Origin of the sequence: Eilatimonas milleporae (assembly GCF_003688555.1) — a bacterium.
GTDB classification, from domain to species: Bacteria; Pseudomonadota; Alphaproteobacteria; order Sphingomonadales; family Kordiimonadaceae; genus Eilatimonas; species Eilatimonas milleporae.
The window spans coordinates 16,227-33,168 of the sequence record NZ_REFR01000012.1 but is presented as its reverse complement, the minus strand read 5'-3'; the positions used below and the strand labels follow the sequence as shown (position 1 = coordinate 33,168).

Here is a 16,942-nt window from a genome sequence, read left to right as displayed (position 1 = left end):
TACGTCGGCATGGCCATGTTGTCGAAGCAAAAAACAAGCCAGAATACCAATATGCTTTTATAAAACCGGACTGTTCCGCCGCGCCAGCCGGCAACGCGCACAGCACACTTGCCTGGGCGGACAGGGCGGCCATACTGTTGCCAAGCGGCACACCCGCGCGGGAAGTGTGTGCAACGAATTTTCAGGGATGACGGGATATGGCCGCCACGCCAGCCACAGCCTACGGAACGCTTGCCGAACGGTTTCCGGATTTTGACCTGAAGCCGCCGGATGTCATCGCCGCGCGCGCCACAAGCTTCTGGGACCCGTCGCCGGCACGCGGTGCCTGCCTGTTCAAACCAACCTCGACCGACGAGGTCAGCCGGTTCATGCGCCATTGCCATGAGGAAAGGCTGCCGGTGGTGATCCAAGGGGGGCGCACCGGCTGCGCCGGCGGCGCGGTGGCCGGTGACGGGCAGATCATCATGTCGCTGGAGGCCATGACGGAGATCGAGGAGATTGACGAGACGGGGCGCACCGTCACGGTCCAGGCCGGCTGCATCCTGCAAACACTGCAGGATGCCGTTGCCGAAAAGGGCTTTCTGCTGCCGCTGGACCTGGGCGCGCGCGGCTCCTGCACCATCGGCGGCAATGTGGCCACCAATGCCGGCGGCATCAATGTGCTGCGTTACGGCATGGTACGGGCTCATGTGCTGGGGCTGGAGGCGGTTCTGCCTGACGGCACGGTGCTGTCGTCCCTGAACCGCATGCTGAAGAACAACAGCGGCTATGACCTGAAACAGCTGTTCATCGGCAGTGAGGGCACCCTCGGCATCGTCACCCGTGTCGTGCTGCGGCTGGAGGAAGCGCAGCCGCACCGCGATACCGCACTGGTGGCGCTGGACCGTTTTGACGCCGTCCCCCTGTTCCTGCGTCACATGCAGCGGCATCTGGGTGGCGGGCTGACCGCGTTCGAGGCCATGTGGGGCGATTATTATGACGCCGTCACCCTGCCCGGCCACGGCCATGCCGCCCCCATGGCGCGCGGGGCGCCGTATTATGTGTTGCTGGACAGCACCGGCAATGCCGACAATACGGAAACTATGAACGGCGGCATCCTCACGGACGCGCTGGCCGCCGCGCTGGACGACGGACTGATCACCGACGCGGTGATCGCCAAATCCGCCCGCGAAACGGAAAATCTGTGGATCGTCCGGGAAAATTTCGAGGCCATCACCGCGCAAACCCCATGCTTTCTGTACGATGTCAGCCTGCCGATGCAGCATATGGACACCTATGTCACCGCCGTGCAACGGCAGGTGCGACAGAAATGGCCGGCGAACCGAGAGCAAGAGGGGCAATGCCATGTGCTCGGCCATGTGGCCGACGGCAATCTGCATCTGTTCATCTGTCCATTTACGGACGGGCCGGACGCCAAGCCCGTGGCGGACCGGATCGTCTATGAGACCCTGACGCCGTATGGCGGAGCGGTCTCCGCCGAACACGGCATCGGACACGACAAAAAAGACTGGCTGGGCATCACCCGCGACGAGACGGAAGTGGCCCTGATGCGCCGTCTGAAACGCACAATCGACCCGCGCGGCATTCTGAACCCCGGCCTGATTTTCGATATGACCGGACAGGACTGAAGGAGCGGGCAACATGCAGGTTTAAAGGGCTGCCCACAATTCAGTACCCCGGCATGGAAAGGACCGTCGCAGTGACCGCTCAATCCCGGTCCCGGGGCACATCCATGATGAGGTACCGCCGGGCATTGCGGGCGTCCGTATCGCTCCAGTTGCCGATGTTGGAATAGGTGAGAAAGGTGAAGCCTTCGCCCGTGCTTTGCCAGACGGTGGCGTTGGTCTTGCGGTCGCCGGCCCGGTAAATCTCGATCAGGGCGGGCAATCTGTTGCCGTCCAGATGCATGACCAGATAGCGCCGGGCGTTGGGCGCGTCCACATCGCTCCAGTCCCCGATGACGGAATATCCGGCGAAGACGAAGCCCCTGCCCGTGTTCCGCCAGATCGTCGCATTGGTTTTCCGGCCGGCGGCCTCATAGATTTCGACAATATCCGGCAGCCGGTCGCCGTCCGCGTCCATCACCAGATAGCGCCGGGCGTTGGAGGCGTTCACATTGCTCCACCCGCCGATCTGCGACGCGCCGGCAAAAATAAAGCCTTCGCCCGTATTCCACCAAAGAACCGCATTGGTTTTTTTGCCGGCGGCCTTATGGATTTCGACAATATCCATCCGGCGGTCACCGTCCGCATCCATGGCCAGATACCGCCGGGCATCCGGGGCGCCGACATCGCTCCACCCGCCGATATGACTGGGCTTACCGGACTGGCGAAATGCCCTGCCCGTGCTTTGCCAGATGGTGGCATTGGTTGTGCCCCTGGCGGTCCTGTAAATCTCGACCAGGTCGGACAGTCCGTCGCCATTGGCGTCCATATCCAGATAGCGCCGGGCATCCGGGGCCCCCACATTGGTCCAGCCGCCGATACGGCTCGGATTGCCCGACTGGCGGAAGCCGGTGCCGGTGCTCAGCCAGACGGTCGCATTGGTCCTGCCGGCAGCGGCCTTATAGATTTCAACCAGATCGGCCAATCCGTCGCCGTTCACATCCATGGCGCGGTACCGCCGGGCATCCGGCGCGTCCACATTGCTCCACGCGCCGATGGTCGCGGGGTCCGCCATCAACCGGAAGCCGTCATCGCCATTGCGCCAGACCGTCGCCCCGGTTCTGTTACCGGCGACCTTGTAGATTTCGACAATATCCGCCAGCCCGTCGCCGTCCACGTCCATGTCCAGATAGCGCCGGGCATCGGGTGCGTTCGCATCGCTCCACCCGCCGATCATACTGGGGTCGCCGGCCTTGCGGAAACGGGGTTTGGTATTTTCCCAGATGGCGGCGCCGGTTTTGTCGCGGCCCGCCTTATAGATTTCAACAATAGCCGGCACGGTATCGACATCCTGGGCGGCAAGCGGCGTGAAACACGGCGTTCCCACGACAAGACAGGACACAAGGGTCAGAAAACCGTATTTTTTCATGCGCATGCGGAGTCTCCCGTTCAACCGGCACCGCAAGGTAGCAAAACAAGCGGCATGTGCAACGGCGCAGAGGGCCATAAAAGCGATTGACCCTGGCCAGCGGGTTACCCGCCAATCGATACAGGGCGACTTCGCGGGGACAGACCGTCACGAACAGGTGCCAACCCCCCGCCCATTTATGGAGGGCTGACTGACCAGTCAGTCGGGCAGACATATCGGCCCTTCCGTGTTGCCTGTCTGGTCGACAGAACATTCTGGTCGATAGAACATGCGCCTTCCGGACATATGGACTGTGTATCCGGCCCGGTAAAAATTTACCCGAACAGGTCTATTTGCATGTCCTCATCCGTCGGCTTTGTCTTTAAATCGGTTTTGCTGTGCGCCAGAAGCGCGCGTTCAATATCGGCGAGAAAGGCCGACGGCGGCATGGCGCGGGGTTTGCCCCGCCACAGGCGCCTTTCCGCATGGCTGAGAAACAGGCGGTCCCGCGCCCGGGTCATACCGACATAAAACAGGCGGCGTTCTTCGGCCAGGTCCGTATCGTCCCCCGGCCCGAAACGCAGCGGTAAAATCCCCTCCTCCACCCCGGGCAGGAACACCACCGGGAACTCCAGCCCCTTGGCAGCATGGATGGTCATCAGCGCGACCCGGTCGGCGCGCGGGTCCCAGGTATCGGCCTCGCTGACGAATTGAAGCTCATGCATGACCCTGTCGTTGTCGCCGCCGCACGCCGTCAGCAGACGCTCCAGAGAGTGCCGGTCGCGGGTGTCCAGTCCACGCAGCGACGCGGCGGTGATGGCCTGTTCCCGGTCCTGAAGTGCTGCGATGAAATCCCGGACCGCCGGCTTGTCGATCAGCCTGCCGGCGGAATATTTCAGGAACGGCATGCCGGACCGCTCGAACGCCTCGACCAGGGCCTCGCCCTGGGCCTCCGTCCGGTACAAAACGGCGAAGTCCGAAAACCCGTAGTCCGTATCCCGCCCGTCACTGCGTCCGGTATCGAGGGAGAAAAAACTGTGACCGCCGATCAGACGTTCGATGGTTTTGACCATGAACTCAGCCTCGGCCTTTTCCGTCACGGCGGTATGAATGGTGATCTTTTCCGGGTTTTCGCGAACGACCTCGAACAGTTTGCGCACAGGCCCGGCGGCGGATATCACCTGCGCCGACGCCGTGACGATTTTGCCGCCGGAGCGGTAATTACGGGTGAGATGCAGGGCGGGCGCGCCCGGATAATCGTCATGAAATGTCGTGAAAAAGCGGGCATCGCCGCCACGGAACCCGTAAATGGCCTGATCCGGGTCACCGATGACACACAGATGACTGTCCGGTTTTGGCGCCAGCAGGCGGACCAGCCTGTATTGCTGCGCGTCAAGATCCTGATATTCATCCACCGAGATATGGGTATAGACGCCCGCAGCGCCCGGATCGTCCTCCAGCGCCTGAATGGCCATGGCGATCAGATCGTCAAAATCGATCCAGCCTTTTGCGTCCATGGCGTCCCTGTAATCCCGCAGCGCGGCACTGTCGGTTTGCGTGCGCCTGGCCTTCGAGATGTCCGACAGCAGCTTTCCGGCCTTGCGCTCGGGGATATTCAGCCTGTCCATCAGCAGGACGCGGCGCTCGGCCGTGTCGGCAATATGCACCTCGATACCCCGGCCCCTGACAATCGCCAGGGCAAGGGAGTGGAAGGTGTGGACATGCACGTCACGCCAGTCATCCGGCAGAAGGGATTCCAAGCGTTCCCTCATTTCAAAAGCGGCCCGGCGGGTAAATGTCACAGCCAGGCACTGCCGCGCCGGAATGCCCCGGTCCCGGATCATATGGGCAATGCGGTGGGTCAGGGTCCGCGTCTTGCCAGAACCCGGCCCGGCGGTGATCAGCAGGGGGCCGTCGACGATCTCCGCCGCCGCCCGCTGATGCGGATCGAGGGCGGCGAGAATGGGCGACATGGTGTCCGCTGCGTCTTTGTCCAACGTCGTGGCGGGCGGGGCCGGGGCCGTTTCCGCGTCCGCGCCGGCGGACACACCGTCCTCGGCCGGCGGCGCCTCTGCCGGTGGCGGGGCGACGGCCTTTTGACCCTCCGCGTCCCCGTCCGGGAAATCAAACAGCAGCCCGCCCCGGGTCAGGGTTTTCAGCTCCTGCGCCCCGAACATGCGGATGACGCCGTATTCGCCGTCATACCCCGGCTCGCGGATGACATCGCCCTTGCGCAGGCGCGATATGGCTTCGGCGAGAAGGGGGTTTTCCCCGCGAATGTCGTCCAGGGGCGCGCGCTCCAGAATATGCAGTTCCTGCCCCAGTTTTGACAGCAGATGCTCATAGGCCGCCTGCACCCGCTTGCTGCCGACGCCCACCCTTTCGATTTCCGCCAGGATTTCCGGCAGGGGGACCAAGCTCAACACCTCGGCGGCCTTGGGCGGCGGGGATGCCAGGGCCTCCGCCTCGGTGCGATCGGCGAGGGCATCGATCCTGTGCAAGACGCCGACGGTCAGTTTTTTGCCGCAGACCGGGCATATTCCCTTATGGGCCCTGGTTTCCTCAGGCGTGAAGCGGATGTTGCATTTGCGGTGACCGTCTTCGTGGTACTTGCCTTCCTCCGGGAAAAATTCGACCGTGCCGCCGAACCCTTCACCGGTTTTCAGGGCGTGCAGCATCGCGAAATAATCAAGGTCGCAGTCATAAGCCGTGGCTTCGCGCCCGATTTTCGGCGGCGAATGCGCATCGGAATTGGAGACCAGCCGGTATTTGTCCAGCCGGGACAGTCGCCAGTTCATGGCCGGGTCCGAGGACAGGCCCGTCTCGATGGCGAAAATATGGTCGGCGAGATCGCCGTAACAGTCCTCGATCCGGTCAAAGCCGGATTTCGAGCCCAGGGCCGCGAACCAGGGCGTCCAGACGTGGGCGGGGATCAGGTAGGAGGACGGACTGCTTTCCAGCGTGATTTCCAGCAGATCGCGGGAATCCAGCCCCAGGATCGGGCGCCCGTCGGATTTAAGATTGCCGATTTTCGACAGGCTGGCCACCAGTGTGTCGGCGGCCTCCAAGTCCGGCACCAGCAGCAGATGGTGCACTTTGCGCACCTTGTCCCATTTTTTGTAGATGGTGGAAATCTCCACCTCCAGCATGAAGCGTATGGGCGCGTGCCGGCAGGCGGCGGGACTGCGATCGTCCACCCAGGCCTGAATGTCGGGGCGCAGCTTATAAAGGCCCGGTTCCGCCGGTTCCAGCTTCTCCTTGATTTCGGCGAGCCAGGCGGGATGGGTGAAATCACCGGTACCGAGAACCGTGATCCCCTTTTTCCGGGCCCACAGCGCCATATGGTCGATATCGGCATTTTTGCTGCACGCCCGCGACCATTTGGAATGAATTTGAACATCGCTAAAAAACCGCATGGGTTTACCCTACACGCCCTGAATGCGGAGTGCCATGCTCATAAGTGCCTTACTGTGGAGACTATAGGAGGGTGCGGTGACTGACTGGTCAGTCGAGATATACAGAATGTCAATTCTAACCTCTATTACCCCGTCCCTACAAACTATCGGCTTGCGCAGGATTGAGTGTTTATGAAGGCAGGGTTTGAACCCATGCCCTTAGGCTATAGGACTGGAAGAATTATACTTGCCAAAAAGGAAAGTTAGGCTCCATGGCTATGAACTCCTAAGGCCCTAAGCTGTTTTTCGGTCCATTGAAAATCAAAACATTCGGTCTGAAGCGAGTGAATTTCCTCGTCGGTCATATCCCCAAACTTCTTTCCAAAAAAGATAGCTTCGGAAGACGGCCTTCCAGTTTCTTTTCGAACAACAAGACTTGTGAGGGGCGGCAGATTGCATTTCTTAAGCCAATCCTGGCAAGCATCCAGATATGGGCCAAGTCCCCGGCCCGGAGACGGCCCCGCTCTGCACAGTGCGACACCCAGCTCGGTGTAAGTGATAGTCTGCCGTTTCATGGAGATCTTCACCAACTCGCTAGCAACACGATTGGGATGATACGCCACCTTTTTGCCTCCATCTTATCGATTAGTGTCGATTTGTCCGGTTAGTCGGGCTCTGTTCCTGTCTGGTCCATTTTGGTTCGATATATTATCCTTCGGACCATGCCCTAAAATGTGAAATCTCATCGTATGATGAGGTCTTCTTTTTAGTTGCTTGCGAGAGTATGATATATTGCTTTCACCTTGTTGCCTCGGCTGAACCAGCAGGCTTCTATCCTTCCCCCTTACGACCAACGTTTTGCAGAAGGCGGACGACTTAAACCCATTGGGTCCGACATGGCCACGGCAAAATACTTTCAAGAGGTTTTTTCATCACGGTGAGACCGGCTGTACGAACGCAGGCGAAGTTGTCAGCCCGAAACGGTTCTGGCGCGGAAGATACGCAATTGCGTTGCCGCGAAACCGTGATGTATACAGACCAGAGTGAATACCACAATATTATCATATCCTTAGGAGGTGATCATAGCAACGGTGAGCGAGGACATTCTCCTTTCAGGGCAGTATGTTGCAGATGCCCTGATGAAAACTTTTCCCATGCCACGATCTGTCATTGAAATCAGCACCACTCCGGGTCAGTGGTGTTCCGCTTTTTTCGAGAGAGGGGCAACCCTTGTCGAGGTGCTTTGCGAAAAACCGCCCGAACCTTTTGATATTGTGGTCTCACCGGAGTGTTATTCGGAACTGCCAAGCGACTTATCCGACTTTGGCGACCGGCAGCCGTCCGATCTTGCCATCTGCATCAATGCTCTACGTGCCTTGAGGGGCAAGGATGAAACCATCACAGCGCCCCGTCTTGTGGAGGGCATCTCGTCCCTCGCTAATACCATTATTTTTTGCGAGCCGGCCCCACACATCCAGTCCACTGAGGAAAATGACCATATGTGGCCCAGCGCTTGGGTTTCCCTGTTCTCACGTCACGGTTTCTCGCTTCACGATGTTATCCGACCAAGACTGTGGGGCAACAACCGCATTGACTGGCAGTGGCGTCAAAACATGCTCCTGTTTGTGCGGTCATCCGCCGTGCAAGACCCCGGCATCCCTGAGACGGAACATCCGGTTGATATCGTTCACCCCGAAAACTACCGCGACGCATGCCGTCAGTATGAAAAGGATGTTTTCGGGGCGGACTTTATGCGTGCCCAGGATATAGAGCGTGATCTCATTCTCTGGTCAACATACTGTACCAATGCCGAGCACAAGGAAATGTGCCAATCTTGGATTCATCAAATTGAACAGAACGGTATCGATGAGGTTTTTCTGGCCTGTGCCGGCGGCATCAACAGCCTTGCCCCTTACCTTTTGAATACTCTGCCACGACACGGTATCGAGATATCAGGCTATTTCGATTATCTGGAAGATGAACTCAGTGAGCACTTTTCATCTTTGGAAACCTATCATCGGAGAAACCTGACGGCGGCGCCTCTTCTCAACGCCAAGGCGATATTCATCGCCTCTCCCGGCTATGCCGCAAACATCATTCAAACCCTGAAGCAGGTGATAGATCTGGATACAGTCCGTGTCATTGGCGCGAGTCTTGAACAACCGTCCGTAAAGTGATGGGCGCGTGATCGATTGTATCGGTCGACCGGCATGAGAAGAATGCGTATGACTTATAAAATCACAGCCGCGATTTGTACCTATAATCGATATCCTTACCTGGAAAAGGCTATCGCCAGTCTGGCAAATCAGAATTTTGACCCCGATACTTATGAAATTCTTGTTGTTGATAATACGAATGATGAAACGATTACGGGTAATTTTTGGGACCGGCTGACGCGCCCCAAACAGCTTCGCGTTCTTTACAGCCATCCGCCGGGCCTGTCCCGGGCGAGAAATCTTGTCGTGCGCGAGGCTTCCGCCCCTTATGTCTGTTTCCTGGACGATGACGCGATTGCGTCGCCCGACTGGCTAAAAACTCTTTTTGACTTTTTTGAAGCGGAGCAAGGCGCCGGCGTGGTCGGCGGCCCGGTTCATCCCATATGGCCGACGTATGAACCCGATTGGCTTCCACCGGAAACGAAAGGAGCATTGACGATCCTGGATCTGGGAGCGGACACTAGGATTCTTGAACCGCACGAATATGTGTGCGGCGCCAATATCGCATTTCGCATAGCCGCGCTCAACCCGGCCGACAGCTTTGACGAACGGGTCGGCCGGATCGGCAGCGTGAGCCTGTTGAGCAATGAAGAAATCATCGTCCAAAAACAGTTGGAGGCCGCAGGGTGGACGCGCGGCTATTGCGCGCACGCCAGTGTCCGTCACCATGTGGATGAAAACCGTTTAAGTCGCTCCTGGTTTCGCTCACGCATGGCGTGGCAAGCGGTTTCCGAAGTCCTGTCCCATGATGAACACCCATATGCCTATGGCTGGGCGCTCAACAGTCTTCTCTCAGCCGCGAAATCACTGGGTGGAGCAGAACTGCTGCAACAGGTTTTCGAAGATGCAAACGGAGCTGCCCTTGATGAACAGTTGAGTTTGATCAGGCACCTTGTGGGTATCCTGCTTTTTTCAAACCAGTTGCCTGCTGAAAACCGTGAGACATTCGCAGGTTCACTCAACCAGTTGGCGGTGCAGGAAGACAAGACACGCAAGCAAGCCGACGATAAGACCTATAGACGCCGCCCCGATATTCTTAGCCTGCCCGCACTGCCGCACATATTCACGGAATTCCGCGAAAGCCACCCCTATATGTACGATGCCTACGCCCTGAGCGGTAAGACAAGCTATATCCCTTTCGAGGAAAAGGCCTGGCAGCGTCCGGTTTACAAGTCTTTGCGCACTCTTTCAGACAGCCTGCACGCTGGTCATAAGACCCTCACATTTCTCACGCTGGACCCATTTCTGCAGCCCTGGCAGATTGAGGGGTTTTTCTCTTTTGTAACGCAGCAAACCGTCGCGGTTTGCGGGTTTCAGCACCGTATGCCCACGCATACGGGCCCGCGTTTCGATCACCTTACCCGTAAGACCCTGCTCAGACTTGAAAAGGTTTTTGTGTATTCGCATGACCTCAAAGATTCTCTGGAAGACAAATATGATATCCCGAATATTGTCTATATCCCCGCACACTCCATCACATACGCATACAACCGCACGGTCTTTACCCGTGACCGGTTGAACATACCGGATGACCACAGTGTTTTTTCAATGATGGGCGAGATGCGAACGGGAAAAGGAGTCGAGCTTCTTTTGGAAGCCATTCCCTTGATCACGCGCGATTGTCAGAAAAGAATGACCTTTATATTTGCCGGGAAGGGTGTCGTGGTCTCCAAGCAAGAGATTGAAGACGCCCTGTCGGATACGGCATGCAATGCCCTGATATTTGTCGGTGATACCAAGACAAATAACTTTCGCTACCTGAATAGCAAATTTTACGGTGACCTCATCAATATTACGGATCTGGGTCTCCTGCTGTATCAGCATGATCAGCGCTACTGCAAAAGCGGATTGATAAACCAGTATACCGGCGCCCGGAAAACAATCGTCGCGACACGGAACAGTTTTGTCGGTGATGAAGTCGTCGCACATGATCTGGGCTACGTTCTGGAAACCGAAACACCGCAGGCTTTGGCGAAATTATTGGAACGGTGCGCCGACGAACGGAAAAGCTTTCATCAGTCGGACAAATATCAAGAGATACACCGTCAAAGCACCCCCGCATATGTCGCAAAAGCCCTGATCGATGAGTTGGACACCCTATGAAAGAGATGAGCAAGTCGATCCCGCGCCGCCTGTCACAGCCCAATTTCCTGCGCCGGTATTTCGTGGGATCCGGCCTTGATATCGGCGGAAAGCCCGATCCGCTGACACTGTATACCGAGACCTTCCCCATGATGGACGCTGTCCGCACATGGGACAGGGAGGATGGTGACGCCCAGCTTTTGGAGGGCGTTAACAGCGAAAGCTTTGACTTTGTTCACAGCAGCCATTGCCTTGAACATCTAGCCGACCCCTGGGTGGGCCTGAAAAACTGGTTGAGAGTGTTGAAGCCCGGCGGTTTCCTGATCCTTCTGGTCCCGGATGAAGACCTTTATGAACAGGGTGTCTTCCCGTCCGCGCGCAATGCAGACCACAAATGGACGTTCACAATCTATAAATCGACGTCGTGGTCGCCGCGGTCCATCAATCTCCTCGACATGATTGTCAAAACCGATGTGCCGTTACGGGTGGAGAAGATTGAACTTCTCAATGCCACCTACCGGTTTGACCTACCACGTTTCGATCAGACCATGACCCCCATTGGCGAATGCGCCATTGAGTGCGTGCTGCAGAAAATGACGCCCCAGGATACGGAAAACCAGGGTTTGTACACGCCGGGTGGACAGCCCGACACAGAACTCCGCACCCATTATAACCAGTATCTGGACGATCATCAGAGTGCCCGCGCCGCAAATAGCGGTCGGCCCCCCTTTTCAAACACCAAGCCACTGTAGGCTGTCCTGGCCGGAGGAACCCGAGCCCCTTCACATTGGATTGGCGGGCCGAGGACGCGGCGCCTGATCGTGCCTTTTCATGGATTGGTGTGTTTTCGGATGGAATGTCCTGTTCATTGATGCTGTGTGCGGAGTGTTATAAGGGGGTGCGGTGACTGACTGGTCAGTCGGGGTTTTCGTGTGAGCCAGAGGTTCGTTCCCGGGTCACCGTCCGTGTCCCTCACGTTATCCATCGCGTCCAGGTTCGGTCGGATCGCTGGAGAACAGTGCGATCTTGTTGCCTTGAGGGTCGCGAAGGTAGCCGACATAAAAATGCGGCCCATAGGAAGCACGGAAGCCCGGCTGGCCCTCGTCCAAACCGCCTGCGGCCAGCGCGGTGGCGTGAAGGTCCCGAACCTGCTTTTGGCTACGCGCCTCGAACGCGATCATGGCACCGTTCCCGGCCGTGGCCGGACGCCCGTCGAAGGTTGGTTTGACGTAGAATTCCGGCAAGGAGACAGACTGACCCGGTTGTTCGGGCAGCGCGTAGCTGAGGCCCGCAAGCCCCTCCTCCAGCGCGTAACCAAGGGCCGGCAGAAACGCAGAGTAAAACCGTTTCGCGCGGGCCATGTCATCAGCACCGACGGTGACATAGGCAATCATGCCGCATGTTCCTTTTCGCAGATTTGGGTATTGAAACGAGTTTACCGTATTTTGGCGGGCCAACACACAATTCGGTCCAATACATGCCGCGATGACTGACCGGTCAGTTGGTCTTTCTGTCTGACCGGGGGCGTGAGGCGTCCTGTTTTTTGATTTCCGGCGTCCACCCCTTCAAGCTTATGGTTTGAGAGGGTTTATTGTTGATTGCGAGGATGGGCCTGACGTTTTGTAGACTACGCGATTGGGACATCAAGACTGAAAGTGCAGGATATGAATCCTGCGGCAGATTGCAGCGCGCCGGCATCTCGCTTCTCTGCCATTTTGAAATTGTCCAATTCCAACCAAAGCGGATATTGAATTCACCAAACAACCGACCAGCGTCGTCAATTGCTTTGGTAACTTTTGTATCGGTTAACTCTGGTTCCCAGATCGGGGCACGCCATTCATCACCGACCCTGACACGAAGTTGTCCGGGTTGGCCTTACCCGGTGCCTTCTCCGGTTGATCGCGTTGCGCGCTCAGGCGCCAAAGCCATCGGATAGACAGCTTCTTTTGTGACAACACATTTTAATGGAGATAGCGACGGTTTCAGAGATTCAGAACTAAAGGCACTGTAAAAGCCACCAAAGCCGATGAAGCAAAATCCCCCGGTCACAGCATCCAAAATCCACTTTGATGACCAAGTTTGGTTGCGGCTTGGTCGTCGTATATCAAACTCGACCCCAAAAGTGGATATCGCTTCACACTGACGCCAAGGGTTTCCAACGTTTACCTGACTTTATGTCGGATATCTTTTTCGTAAAACCTGCCGGCCAGGAAGTACAGCGCGCCGGACAGCAAAAAAACCAGCGCTCCCAGAACAGATGCCCATTTTGTTCCATAAGCTTTTGCTTCGACACAGTTTTTTAGCAATTCTGCGCTGAGATGCGAGTCTCCCAGGCTGCACTTTACCGACAAAATATCGGCAACGCCCAAAGCATTGATTTTTGCGCTGGTAAAAACGTCGGCAAACGCGCCTACAATCGTTGGTCCAGCGCCATATCCGACCAAATTGATGATAAAGAGCAGGATGGCGATAGCCGTCGCCCGGGTACGCGGGTTCACAATCGACTGGACGACATTGTAGGAGGCGCCAATGTAAAAATATTGGAAAAGACCCGCGGCGATCAATGCCAGCAACATCATTTGCACGGTGCCGGCCAAATATCCCATAATCAACAAAGGTGTACTGACAATAAATGAGAGTGCCGGAACCCAAATCGGCGCCAATGGATATTTTTTAGAAAACCGCTGAATCAGGATGCCTGAGAAAGGCATGCCCAATGCGCTCGCAAGATATATCGGTGCTATATAGTAAATTGCTGCATCACCAGGGGTCAGCCCAAAACTATATTGTGCATACAGGGACTTGAAACTGGCCAAGCCATAACCGGCAAATGTTGCCATTGAAGTTCCCAGCGCGATCAGCCAGAAAGTCGGTTTACCGGCAATTTCAGATAATGTTTCCTTCAAAGTCGCTCTGGCAACGCGTTTGACGCCCGGTGGCTCCGTGTAGCCCCTTGGCGGTTCTTTCACCGTCAAAAGGAAAATGATCCCGATCAGAATGCCTGGCGCACCGATATAGATGAAAGCGTCGCGCCAGGTCATGATTTTCAATATGAAACCGCCCGCCAGCTGCGCTACAAAGCCGCCCAGCATGACGCCCATTGCATAAACACCAAGAGCAACAGGCCGTTGCTCCGGTCTATAATAGTCACTGATGAGTGAGTTGGCCGGCGGCGTGCACCCCGCCTCCCCTACACCAACGGCGAGACGCGCAAGTAGCAGTGTTAAAAACCCTATGGTGTAGCCGCACAGCACGGTGGCGACCGACCATAAGACAACACACGCCCCAATTATTCGAACACGGCTAACGCGTTCCGACAGTCTGGCGATAGGAATGCCGAGAAACGTATAGAAAAGGGCAAACCCAATACCCGTCAAAGCCCCAAACTGGAGGTTGCTCAGGCCAAATTCATCAATAATGGGGCGTCCAACGACACTGATGAGTACCCGATCAACAAAATTCAGCGTGTAAATAAATGTGAGTGTACTCAAAACATATGTGCGGTATCCGCGGCTTCCGAAACCGGAACTTGACGGTGCTGTTACGCTTGTCGCAAGAATAGACATCAAAACCGTTTCCTTCCCAACACCATCAGGTTTCCTGCCTCGCTCCCAGAAAACCTCCCCCTCTCCTCTGTAGCGGGTTCAATCTTCCGTTTTACGGCGCTCAGTCTTTTTGCGGTGGCGGGTCAAGCCCAAGTTCGTCCAACACTTCCGCGGTATGCTGACCCAAAAGTGGCGCAGGGTTTATCTCTTTTTCTTCGCTATTGTGAAAGCGAACCGGGGGCTGCATTTCCCAGAACGCGCCTTCGGTCGGATGTTCGCGCCGCTGAAAAAATTTGGTCGCAACGAGATGGGGGTCCCGCCTCAACGCCTCTAAATCATTGATGCGGCCAACTGGAATTTTGGCAGCGTCAAAAGCCTTTAGCCAGTGGTCCGTTGTTTCCTTTTCCAGGTATATCTGGACACGTTCATGCATATATTCTTTATTATAATAGCGTTTCTTTCGATCGTTGAGCTGTTCGTCTTCAAGCTCATGCGGGGCGCCCAGAACCTGGAAGGTTTTAATCCAGCGGTCATCCGTGTAGGGCGCTATCATCATCCAGCCGTCTTTGGTTTTCATCGGCTGCAAAGTGGTATCAAAACTCCTTGTGAAGCCGAACGACCCGGTTGGTGGATCGAAAACCGCCTCATCAAAATGATCCTGCAAAAGAAAGCTTGTGGAACATTCAAGCATTGGCACTTCGACGTGCTGGGCCTCACCGGTTTTATCTCTTTGCCGCAAGGCCGCCAGCGTTGCATGGACGGCGTGAAGACCTGAGACTTTATCCGCCAGCAACATCGGAAGAAAACGCGGGCGTTCATTACCATCCAATCGTGGCAGAAGACTCGCCATGCCAGAATAGCCCTGAATAATATCGTCAAACGCGGGACGACCGGCGTAAGGGCCATCGGTGCCGAAACCGACACATTCCACATAAACGATATCTTTTTTTATCGACCTTACATCCTCAAAACCCAGCCCTTTGCGTTTCATCCCGGCAGGCAGCGCATTATGGATAAAAATATCGCTATTTTTGATCAGGCGTCGAATTGCCTCCTTTCCCCAATCCTCCTTGAGGTCGAAAACAACGGACCGCTTGCCGCGACTGAATGTCATATGATGCGGGCCCATTTTGCGCGTGTTCGCCGGCTTTCCGGCGATACGCATAATGTCCCCTTTCTCCGTCTCGACCTTTATGACGTTGGCGCCCATGTCCGCTAACGTTTGCGTGCAATAGGGACCAAAGACAAATGATGTCATGTCGGTGATTGTGATGTCGGATAGAATTGTTGTTGCGGGCATGAGGTACGTTTCGAATTTTCACTATGAAGTTTGAGGATTGAGTAACGGTGCGGGGCCATTTAAACTGAACCAGGATTTGGCGGTTTTCGCACATTTCCCGAAGCCGTATTCTCCACACCGGCTTCAAGCCCCAGTTCCGCAAGAACCGCGTCGGTATCTTGTCCGATATGCGCGGCAGGCCGGATTTCTTTCCGTGGAATTCCATTGAAACGAACCGGGGGCTGTATTTCCCAATAACCGCCTTCCGTCGGGTGTTCACGCAGTTGGAAAAAGTTCGTTGCGGCGAGGTGGGGGTCGTTTTGTAAGTCTTCCAGACTGTTAGACTTTGCCGCAGGGATGTCCGCTTTATGGAACAGCGCCAAAATCTCGCCAGTGGAATAATTGGATATGTACAGGGACAGTTTTTCCTGCATTAAACTTCTGTTTGCCCGTCTGGATGCGAAGTCTTTCAATCGTTCGTCGGCGAATACATCCGTAGCGCCGAGCACCTCAAACGCGCGCACCCAGCGGTCATCCGAATATGGCGCTATAACGACCCAGCCATCCCTGGTTTGAAAAGGTTGTCGCGTTGGGTCCAATTGGCGCTCGTAACCAAAGTCGCCGGTGGGCGGGGTCATCGTCGCCTCGTCAAAATGCTCCGCCAGCAGGAAGTGGGTAACGCACTCCAACATCGGAACTTCCGTGTGTATAGCTTCCCCGGTTTGATTTTTCTTCAGCAGGGCCGCCAGGGTTGCATAAACCGCATGAAGGCCGGAGATTTTGTCCGCCATCGCCATAGGGAGGAAGCGTTTCTTCTCACGACCGTCAACCCGTGGCAAAAGGTCCGTCATACCGGAAAGGCTTTGAATAATATCGTCATAGGCAGGTTGCCCTGCATAGGGCCCATCCGGCGAGAAACCAAGACAATGGACGTAAACGATGTCCTTCTTGACCGACCTGACTTCCTCGAAAGTAAGCCCCAGCCGCTCGATGGCGGATTGCCTGATGTTATGAATGAACACATCGCTCTGTTCGATTAAACGCAGCGTTGCCTCTTTTCCGAAGTCAGTTTTGGGATCCCAGTCGACGCATCGTTTGCCTCGGTTCAGCGTCAAGTGCGTTGGGCTCATTCGAGGTGTTTTTGATGGCCTGGAAACCAAACGAATAACGTCACCTGTTTTCGGTTCAATTTTGACAACGTCAGCGCCCAGATCAGCAAAAGTCTGCGTGCAATACGGGCCGAACAGCACTGTCGTCATGTCCACGACTTTTATACCCGTTAGAAGCGAAGTGGCTGGCATGTTCGTATTCCATTTACCCCGGTTTGCCCGTGCCGGACCAACGCCGTCGAATCCGGACGCAAGCGAAAATCATCGGGCCTGCAAACCTCCGCAATTACAGTGGAAAAACCTG

At 56.1% G+C, this 16,942-nt stretch carries 10 protein-coding genes; 4 read left to right on the top strand and 6 right to left on the bottom strand.

What is annotated here, in order from left to right; all coding sequences use genetic code 11:
* Nucleotides 1-197: 197 nt before the first annotated feature.
* Nucleotides 198-1,628, top strand: a complete 1,431-nt coding sequence (locus tag BXY39_RS11495; protein WP_121939040.1) for an FAD-binding oxidoreductase — start codon at nucleotides 198-200, stop codon at nucleotides 1,626-1,628.
* Nucleotides 1,629-1,707: 79 nt separating this feature from the next.
* On the opposite strand, the gene BXY39_RS11490 is transcribed toward BXY39_RS11495, so the two are convergent.
* Complete coding sequence (locus tag BXY39_RS11490; RefSeq protein ID WP_121939039.1) at nucleotides 1,708-3,039, bottom strand: FG-GAP repeat domain-containing protein; 1,332 nt, start codon at nucleotides 3,037-3,039, stop codon at nucleotides 1,708-1,710.
* 308 nt (nucleotides 3,040-3,347) lie between these two features.
* Nucleotides 3,348-6,428: a UvrD-helicase domain-containing protein gene (locus BXY39_RS11485; RefSeq protein ID WP_121939038.1), complete on the bottom strand. Its 3,081-nt coding sequence runs from the start codon at nucleotides 6,426-6,428 to the stop codon at nucleotides 3,348-3,350.
* A gap of 1,070 nt (nucleotides 6,429-7,498) precedes the next feature.
* On the opposite strand from BXY39_RS11485, the gene BXY39_RS11480 reads away from it, so the two are divergent.
* Genes BXY39_RS11480 through BXY39_RS11470 form a run of 3 tightly spaced genes read left to right on the top strand, consistent with a single transcriptional unit; the run spans nucleotide 7,499 to nucleotide 11,457 of the window.
* Nucleotides 7,499-8,584, top strand: coding sequence for a hypothetical protein (locus tag BXY39_RS11480; protein ID WP_147453553.1), 1,086 nt, complete (start codon nucleotides 7,499-7,501; stop codon nucleotides 8,582-8,584).
* Nucleotides 8,585-8,632: 48 nt separating this feature from the next.
* Complete coding sequence (locus BXY39_RS11475) at nucleotides 8,633-10,726, top strand: glycosyltransferase (RefSeq protein WP_170163794.1); 2,094 nt, start codon at nucleotides 8,633-8,635, stop codon at nucleotides 10,724-10,726.
* Complete coding sequence (locus tag BXY39_RS11470; protein ID WP_121939035.1) at nucleotides 10,723-11,457, top strand: methyltransferase domain-containing protein; 735 nt, start codon at nucleotides 10,723-10,725, stop codon at nucleotides 11,455-11,457. Before BXY39_RS11475 ends, BXY39_RS11470 begins: the two co-directional genes overlap by 4 nt.
* Before the next feature lie 225 nt (nucleotides 11,458-11,682).
* On the opposite strand, the gene BXY39_RS11465 is transcribed toward BXY39_RS11470, so the two are convergent.
* The 4 genes from BXY39_RS11465 to BXY39_RS11450 all read right to left on the bottom strand — a co-directional run bounded on the left by BXY39_RS11465 (nucleotide 11,683) and on the right by BXY39_RS11450 (nucleotide 16,830).
* A complete protein-coding gene (locus BXY39_RS11465; protein WP_121939034.1) occupies nucleotides 11,683-12,099 on the bottom strand; it encodes a VOC family protein in 417 nt (138 codons plus the stop codon).
* A gap of 768 nt (nucleotides 12,100-12,867) precedes the next feature.
* Nucleotides 12,868-14,271: a spinster family MFS transporter gene (locus tag BXY39_RS11460; RefSeq protein WP_121939033.1), complete on the bottom strand. Its 1,404-nt coding sequence runs from the start codon at nucleotides 14,269-14,271 to the stop codon at nucleotides 12,868-12,870.
* Nucleotides 14,272-14,371: 100 nt separating this feature from the next.
* Nucleotides 14,372-15,550, bottom strand: coding sequence for a CaiB/BaiF CoA transferase family protein (locus BXY39_RS11455; RefSeq protein ID WP_121939032.1), 1,179 nt, complete (start codon nucleotides 15,548-15,550; stop codon nucleotides 14,372-14,374).
* 59 nt (nucleotides 15,551-15,609) lie between these two features.
* The gene (locus BXY39_RS11450; RefSeq protein ID WP_121939031.1) at nucleotides 15,610-16,830 is read right to left on the bottom strand and encodes a CaiB/BaiF CoA transferase family protein; all 1,221 of its coding nucleotides are present in this window, start codon (nucleotides 16,828-16,830) and stop codon (nucleotides 15,610-15,612) included.
* Nucleotides 16,831-16,942 lie beyond the last annotated feature (112 nt).

Excerpts from the sequence above, each read along its gene's own strand:
- BXY39_RS11495 (WP_121939040.1), top strand. The coding sequence starts at position 198 with ATGGCCGCCACGCCAGCCACAGCCTACGGAACGCTTGCCGAACGGTTT.
- BXY39_RS11490 (WP_121939039.1), bottom strand. The coding sequence starts at position 3,039 with ATGCGCATGAAAAAATACGGTTTTCTGACCCTTGTGTCCTGTCTTGTC.
- BXY39_RS11485 (WP_121939038.1), bottom strand. The coding sequence starts at position 6,428 with ATGCGGTTTTTTAGCGATGTTCAAATTCATTCCAAATGGTCGCGGGCG.
- BXY39_RS11475 (WP_170163794.1), top strand. The coding sequence starts at position 8,633 with ATGACTTATAAAATCACAGCCGCGATTTGTACCTATAATCGATATCCT.
- BXY39_RS11470 (WP_121939035.1), top strand. The coding sequence starts at position 10,723 with ATGAAAGAGATGAGCAAGTCGATCCCGCGCCGCCTGTCACAGCCCAAT.
- BXY39_RS11465 (WP_121939034.1), bottom strand. The coding sequence starts at position 12,099 with ATGATTGCCTATGTCACCGTCGGTGCTGATGACATGGCCCGCGCGAAA.
- BXY39_RS11460 (WP_121939033.1), bottom strand. The coding sequence starts at position 14,271 with ATGTCTATTCTTGCGACAAGCGTAACAGCACCGTCAAGTTCCGGTTTC.
- BXY39_RS11455 (WP_121939032.1), bottom strand. The coding sequence starts at position 15,550 with ATGCCCGCAACAACAATTCTATCCGACATCACAATCACCGACATGACA.
- BXY39_RS11450 (WP_121939031.1), bottom strand. The coding sequence starts at position 16,830 with ATGCCAGCCACTTCGCTTCTAACGGGTATAAAAGTCGTGGACATGACG.